Raw genomic sequence first — 776 nt, 5'->3', positions numbered from 1 at the left:
GCCTACGGCTACCCCCAGCAGCACCCCCAGCCCGTCGGCTACGGCCACCCGCAGCAGCCCGGCGCCTGGTCGGCGCCCCCGCCCGGGTACGCACCCGCCGGCGGCTCGACCCCGCCGTACGGGCCGACGCCCCCCTACGGTCCGTACGGGCCGGGAGGCGACCCCCAGCCGGAGCCGCCGCGCAGGAACGGCAGGTCCACCGCGCTGCTGATCGCCGTGGCGCTGGTCGTCGCGCTCGGCGCGGGCGCCTCCGTGTACGCGCTCATGAACGGCGGCGGCGACGGCCGGGCGGGCGACGACCCCACCGGCCGCCCGACGTCGGCCGCGCCCACCACCCCGGGGCCGTCCACCCAGGACCCCTCGACGCAGCCGACCGGCACGGGGGAGGAGAGCCCGGCGGACGGCGCGGTCCCGGCCGAGTACCTCGGCACCTGGACCGCGTCCATCGACAACGACACGGGCCGCAACACCCGCCGCCTCACCATCGAGCAGGGCGAGGTGGGGGACGCGGTGCTCTCGCTGACGGCGGACGGACCGGCGGGCGACGGCACGTACCACTGCGTGTTCAGCGCGGAGCTCACGGAGGCCCCGGACGACGGCGGTCCGCTGCGGATCGGCCCGTCCGAGGTCRTCACCGGCGAGCCGGCCACGTCCTGCTCACCGGGCGCGGCGACGGAGCTGACCGTCCTGCCGGACGGCCGGCTGCGGCGCGTGAACGCGAGCAACGGCGAGGAACTGACGTACACGAAACAGTGACCGCACGGCCCCCACGGACC

At 77.4% G+C, this 776-nt stretch carries 1 pseudogene; it reads left to right on the top strand.

The window, feature by feature from the left end:
- Positions 1-756 (top strand): annotated as a pseudogene (locus FGF04_RS40570) (serine/threonine protein kinase); the annotation flags it as partial.
- Between the last annotated feature and the right edge of the window lie 20 nt (positions 757-776).

The sequence above is a fragment of the Streptomyces apricus genome (assembly GCF_008369065.1).
GTDB lineage: Bacteria > Actinomycetota > Actinomycetes > Streptomycetales > Streptomycetaceae > Streptomyces > Streptomyces apricus.
Note: the sequence above shows the minus strand (reverse complement) of the source record. Positions and strands in the feature narration are given on the sequence as shown.